The sequence below is a fragment of the Rhodococcus sp. NPDC019647 genome (assembly GCF_044389235.1).
GTDB lineage: Bacteria > Actinomycetota > Actinomycetes > Mycobacteriales > Mycobacteriaceae > Rhodococcus_F > Rhodococcus_F oxybenzonivorans.
In genome coordinates this window covers 24,006-30,412 of sequence record NZ_JBIRXS010000052.1, presented here as the reverse complement: position 1 = coordinate 30,412, position 6,407 = coordinate 24,006, and the positions used below count along the sequence as shown (strand labels likewise).

Genomic DNA, 6,407 nt, shown 5'->3' with positions numbered 1-6,407 from the left:
ACCAACTCCTCGGCACCACCGACGACCCCCACAGCCTCATCACCACCCAACTCCACTACTGGAAAAACACCCTCCACGCACTCCCCGACCTCCTCCCCCTCCCCACCGACCACCCACGACCACCACAACGCACCCTCCGCGGGGATCGCCTCGGGTTCCGCATCGATCCCGAACTGCATCGTCAACTGCGTTCGACGGCGCGCGCGAGCAATTCGACGCTCTTCATGACGTTGCACGCCGCGTTCGCCGCCCTGCTTGCCCGATCGACCGGTACCGAGGACATCGTCATCGGTACACCTATCGCGGGCCGCACCGAACCCGCCCTCGACGACCTTGTCGGGATGTTCGTCAATACGCTCGTGCTGCGTACTCGGGTGACGGCAGCCGCATCGTTCGCCGAACTCCTCGCCGACACCCGGGAAGTCGACCTCGGCGCCTTCATCCACGCCGATCTGCCGTTCGAGCAACTGGTCGAGGCCCTGGCTCCCGTCCGCTCCACCGCGCATTCCCCGCTGTTCCAGGTGTCCCTCGAATTCGACAGCAGCGCACCGTACGACCTCGAGATCTCCGGTGTCACCGTCCATCCGGCAGAAAGCACACCGGCGACGGCGAAGGTGGATCTCGAGTTGGTGATCACCGAGGAACTCGACACCGCGGGGGAGCCGTCGGGGATCACCGCCGGATTCACGTACGCCACGGACCTGTTCGAGCCGGCGACGATCCGGAATCTCGCGAACCGGTTCCTCCGTGTCCTCGAAGAGATCGTCGCCGAACCTACGGTCGTGGTCGGCGACATCCGACTCGGTGACGAGCAAGCACCCACCGCAGGACCGCGCGGGTGCACTCCTCAACTGTGGCCCGAAATTCTCTCCGCCGCCGCGCGGGCACGTGAAGACGAGGTGGCCGTGTCCTGCGCAGGCCGCCACCTCACCTACCGGGAACTCGACGAACAGTCCAATCGACTGGCGCGGTGGCTGGTGCATCGCGGAGCCGGTCCGGAAAGCGCTGTGATATCGGCCCTTCCGCGCTCGATCGAATCCGTGGTCGCTCTGTGGTCGGTGGCGAAGTCCGGGGCCGCCCTGGTGCCCGTCGACCCCACCTATCCCCCTGCGCGCATCTCCCACATGCTCGACGACTGCGGGGCGCGGCTCGGCATCACCGTCTCGGAGTTCCGGGCAAAGCTCCCCGATGAACTGTCGTGGCTGGTTCTCGACGAATCCGGTTTCGACGACCGTCTACGAGGTTTCCCGGCTGCCGCCGTGACCGACGCCGACCGCACGGCGACGCTCCGCCTCGACCACCCCGCGTATCTCATCTACACCTCCGGATCGACGGGCACCCCGAAGGGCGTCGTGCTCACCCACCGCGGTCTGGCCGATCTCGCCGAACAGGAACGGGCGCGGCTGAAGGTGACCGCCGAAGCGCGGGTGTCGCACCTGGCGTCCCCGAGCTTCGATGCGTCGATCTTCGAGATGATGATGGCGTTCTGCGCCGGTGCCCGCGTCATCATCGCGCCCCCGATGACCTACGGCGGGCCCGCGCTGGCCGAGTTCTTCGTTCGGGAAGGGGTCACCCACGCCTTCATCACACCCACCGCGCTGGCCACCCTCGAACCCGGCGGACTCGGCACGGTGCGGGTCCTCACCGTCGCGGGCGAGTCGTGCCCCTCGGCCCTCGTCTCCCGCTGGGCCTCCGGCCGTCGGATGGTCAATGCGTACGGTCCCACCGAAACGACCATCATGTCGCACATGAGTGAGCCGTTGACTCCGGGCGACCTGGTCACCATCGGCCTGCCGACCCGCGGATTTGTTGCCGCCGTGCTGGACGACCGACTCCACCCCGTCCCGGCGGGCACACCTGGCGAACTGTACCTCGCCGGTCCAGGACTCGCCCGTGGATACAACGCCCGGCCCGCGACGACGGCGCACCACTTCGTGGCCTGTCCCTTCACAGGGACCGGTGGCCGGATGTACCGCACCGGCGACCTGGTGCGTGCACACTCCGACGGCACGCTGGAGCATCTGGGACGCACCGACTTCCAGATCAAGGTCCGAGGCTTCCGGATCGAACCGGGCGAGATCGACACCGCGCTCACCACTCACCCCGACGTCTCCTTCGCTGCAACTGTCAGCAGACCGGGTCCGGGCGGCACCCCCGTCGTCGTCACCTACATACAGTCCGATACCGGATCGGCCGATCCGGAGGCACTGACCGCATACCTGTCCACACTGCTGCCCGCGCACATGATTCCCGCCGCCATCGTTTCGCTCGACCACATCCCGCTCACACCCGCCGGGAAATTGGACCGAAGCGCCCTGCCGGAGCCGGCGTTCCGTCCGGAATCCACCCCGTCCCGCAGTCCTCGAACCGCCACCGAACGCGTCGTTCTCGACGCTTTCGTGGAGGCCCTCGCACCGGACAGCGGTGACACCGCCGCCGGACGGATCGGTGTGGACGACAACTTCTTTGCTCTGGGCGGCACCTCGTTGACCGCGATCGGCGTGGTCACCTCCTTGGAGAAGCGGCTAGGACGCACGGTGCCTCTGCAGGCGTTGTTCCTCGATCCGACGACGGCAGGGCTGGCCGCGCGGCTCGATGCAGAATCGGAGGCTATCGGCGAGGCCGTCACCGTCGACGCGGCACTGCGTGTGCTCGTTCCGCTTCGACCGAGCGGATCTCTCCCACCTCTGTTCTGTGTGCATGCCGGGATCGGACTGGCCTGGGCATACACCTCTCTCGTGCGCCACCTCTCGCCGGACCGTCCCGTATACGGGTTGCAATTGCCCGCCATCAGCGGCGGCTCCGAATACGAGTCGATCGACGAACTGGCCCGGCGGTACATCGACGAGATCAAGGCAGTTCAGCCGGACGGCCCATACCATCTCCTCGGCTGGTCGCTGGGTGGGACAATCGCTCACGCCATGGCCACCGCACTGCACACCGGCGGTGACCGAGTTGGGGCGCTGGTTCTGCTGGACAGCTATCCGGGCAATCCGGACGAGGAACACGCCGCGGCACTGCCGATCCCGGAGTTGCTCGCGGGACTCGGCGTCGACGCCGGCATGCGATCACAGCAAGAGGAACTGACGTACGACGAGGCCGCACTCCTGATACAGCGCGCATACGGATCGGCGGTGGCCGGGCTCACCGCCGAGCATCTTCGGCGAATCAATGAGGGATACGCCAACTCCACCCGCATGCTGGGCCGGTTCACGCCCGCATCATTCTCCGGGGATCTGCTGTTCTTCACCGCGAGCGGCACCACACAGAACGGCGGTGCCGTACGCGCCGTCGATGCCTGGCGAACCGCGGTTGACGGCACCATCCACGAGCATGCGGTCGCGTGTAGTCACAACGACATGATGCAGCCGGAACCTGCCCGGGAGATCGGGGCCGTCGTCGAACGCTATTTGTCCACCGGGTCCGCCGGGTCCGCCGGGTCCGCCGGGTCCGCCGAAGGATAGAGTCTGTCCAGCGTCTGGCAGATTCCCCGGATACTCGGCCGGAGATACAGTTCACGCATCGGCAGTACCGGTAGGCCGAGTCTGCGCATCATGCTGTCGGCCTTGATGGCGCACAACGAGTTTCCGCCGAGCTCGAACAGGTTGTCGTCGGCGCCGACGGGAACCCCGAGGACGGACTCCCAGATGTCGGTGAGAGTGGTAGCCAGATCGTTCGTCGATGTCACCTCCGGTGCCCGCGTGGGCGGCGGCGGGAAAAGCCTATCGGGCACCGGAAGTCGGGCAGTGTCCAATTTGCCGTTGATCGTGAGAGGAAGCGCGTCGACGATGGTGATGGTGCGCGGCAGCATGTACTCGGGCAGGAACGTGGCAGCGCGTTGACGTATCGACGCCGGTGTCCCGCCGCGCGAGACCACGTACGCATCGATGCCCGGTCCTGCCGGATCGTCGTCGGCGTCCGTGGCCACCACTGCCGCAGCCGTGACCTGAGGGTCGTCGAGCAGCACACCCCGCACCTCACCGAGTTCCACCCGAAATCCACGAATCTGCACCTGAGTATCCAGCCGGCCCAGGTGCTCGAGAGTGCCGTCGCCGTGAAGGCGTCCCCGGTCGCCCGTGCGGTAGAGCTTTTCGCCGTTCCGCCAGCACACGAACCGTTGCTCGGTCAGTTCGGGCCGGTTGAGGTACCCGAGCGCGACGCCCGCTCCCCCGACATAGATTTCACCGGTCACACCTGTGGGCACGGGACGGCCACGATTGTCGAGCACTCGCACGGACCACCCCTGCAACGGCCTGCCCACCACCTTCGAATTCGACAACGCGTCCCGCCGCGTCACGGTGTGGGCGGTGACGTGCACGGTCGTCTCGGTGGTCCCGTACATGTTGACCAATCGGCATGTCGACTCCGGGTAGCGGTCCATCCACGACACGAGCATGCGCGTGTCGAGCGACTCCCCACCGAAGACGACCAACCGGAGGTGGTCCAAGCTCGGCAGTTCACGGTCGGCCACCATGAGTTGCCCGAAGGCGGAGGGTGTTTGGCTCAGCACGCTCACGCCTTCCTCCTGGAGGAGGGTGTGGAATTCGACGGGTGAGCGGGATATCCAGTACGGCACGATGACCAACCGGGCGCCTGTGAGCAACGCACCCCAGATCTCCCATACCGAGAAGTCGAACGCCGAAGAATGGAACATCGACCAGGTGTCATCGGGGGCGAGAGCGAATTCTGTGTCGGTCGCGGCGAGGAGAGCGAGCACATTGCGGTGGGGAATGAGCACACCCTTGGGACGGCCCGTCGACCCGGATGTGTAGATCACGTACGCCACAGCGGCGGCCTCGCCCACATCGGCCTCCGGCCCGGGTGAGCGGGCCCCGTCTGGGTAGGCAGCGCTCGCCGCGGCCTCGAGATCCTGCGGAGACACCGCGCGTATTCCGTCACCCCAGCTGATGTCCGGCCGGTCGGTGACGACCAGGCGAATCCCGGCGTCACCGGCGGTGTACTCGAGGCGGTCCGGTGGGTGCCGGAAGTCCATGGGCACGAACGCCGCACCCACCTGGAGAATCGCCAGCATCGTGACGATGAGCTCGATGGATCGGTCCAGGCACACGCCGACACGATCACCGGGCGAGGCACCACATTTCCGGAGTCCGGCTGCGGCCCAACGTGATTGCTCGTCCAATTCGCCGTAGGTGAGTGTACGGCGGCCCTGCACCAGCGCGACCGAGTACGGCCTCTCACGGGCTCGCTGCCGGAACACGGTGTCGATCCGCTGCGACCGATCCGGCACGCCATTCGGTCCCGTTTCGGCCACCGCGAGGCGATCATCTTCGGACACGAACACGTCGTCATGCTCGGAGCCCGAACCTTCGACGCCGAGCCGGCGGAACATCTCGACCACGTGATGCGCGAATTGCCGTGCCGCCTGTTCGTCCACCACATACGGTTGCGCATGCACCTGCAGCGATGCGTCCCCCGATTTTTCGACGACCACGGCGAGAGTGAGCGGAAATGGTGGGGTCTGGCAGGGCAGCCATCGTCGCTCCGAGCCAGGGTATCCGCAGGCCCCGCCCAGGACGCCGACCGGAACACTGCCGGCGCTCTCGCGGTCAGGGTCCGAAGAGTCGGTACTGGTTTCGGTGTCGTCATCCGCCGCCATCGGTGGTTGCGAAACATGTTCAGGTGCAGAACCTTCGGCACAGTCGATCGACAACACACCGAATTCGTGCTGTCCTCGCAACACATCCACGGGTCTTTCGGGAACCGGCGACCACAGACCGACTCGCACCGTGTCGAGGTCTTCGTAGCGCCCCAGGACCCTTCCGGCCGCGAGTGCGACACGGGCTGTGTCCTCACACTGTTGCCGTCCCAGCGATACCTCGACCAACGCGGGGTGTGGACTCGGTTCCCGACCTGCCATCCAGGCGAACCGGGTGCGTCCCCCCGGGATCGTTGTCGGCGGTGGCAGCAGGGCACGCCCGTCGGGGCACCGCCGCACAGGTTCCGCGGTGAGGGAGTCGGGATCGCGGTTACCCAGAAGGACATCCACCACCGTGCTCAGAGACGGTGGATCCAGGTCGCGGCGATCCGCAGTGACGACGAGATCGGCCACGCCGTCCGAGTATCGCAGCAGCACAGCCCGCATCACCGGCCTGTCGATACTCATCGGCCTGCGCAGTTCGGCATCGAGTTGTCGTCGTGCCACCGAGTCGGTGGAAGCAGCGTCGACGCGTTCGATCCACAGCCGCGGTTGCGGCACTTCGTTGCCCCACCACCGGTTACTCGCCGCCTCGAGAGTGCGTGCGAGGGTATCGCCGTTCCACCGCTCTCGATTCAAGCCTTCGTCGGCCGAGGAGCCCAGGGGAATACGCACCGACAGTGCATGGCCGTACGCCGTGCGCGCCAGCCCAGCCCGACCCCAATGGGATTGGTGCATGGGTCGATTCTAC

At 66.5% G+C, this 6,407-nt stretch carries 2 protein-coding genes; one reads left to right on the top strand and one right to left on the bottom strand.

Annotated elements, in window-relative coordinates; all coding sequences use genetic code 11:
• A partial coding sequence (locus tag ACH49N_RS37920; protein ID WP_358278362.1) for an amino acid adenylation domain-containing protein occupies positions 1-3,464 on the top strand: 3,464 nt, incomplete at its 5' end.
• Here ACH49N_RS37920 and ACH49N_RS37915 read toward each other — a convergent pair.
• Positions 3,407-6,394, bottom strand: coding sequence for a non-ribosomal peptide synthetase (locus ACH49N_RS37915; RefSeq protein WP_358278363.1), 2,988 nt, complete (start codon positions 6,392-6,394; stop codon positions 3,407-3,409). The genes ACH49N_RS37920 and ACH49N_RS37915 overlap by 58 nt on opposite strands.
• Positions 6,395-6,407: the final 13 nt, after the last annotated feature.

Excerpts from the sequence above, each read along its gene's own strand:
- ACH49N_RS37915 (WP_358278363.1), bottom strand. The coding sequence starts at position 6,394 with ATGCACCAATCCCATTGGGGTCGGGCTGGGCTGGCGCGCACGGCGTAC.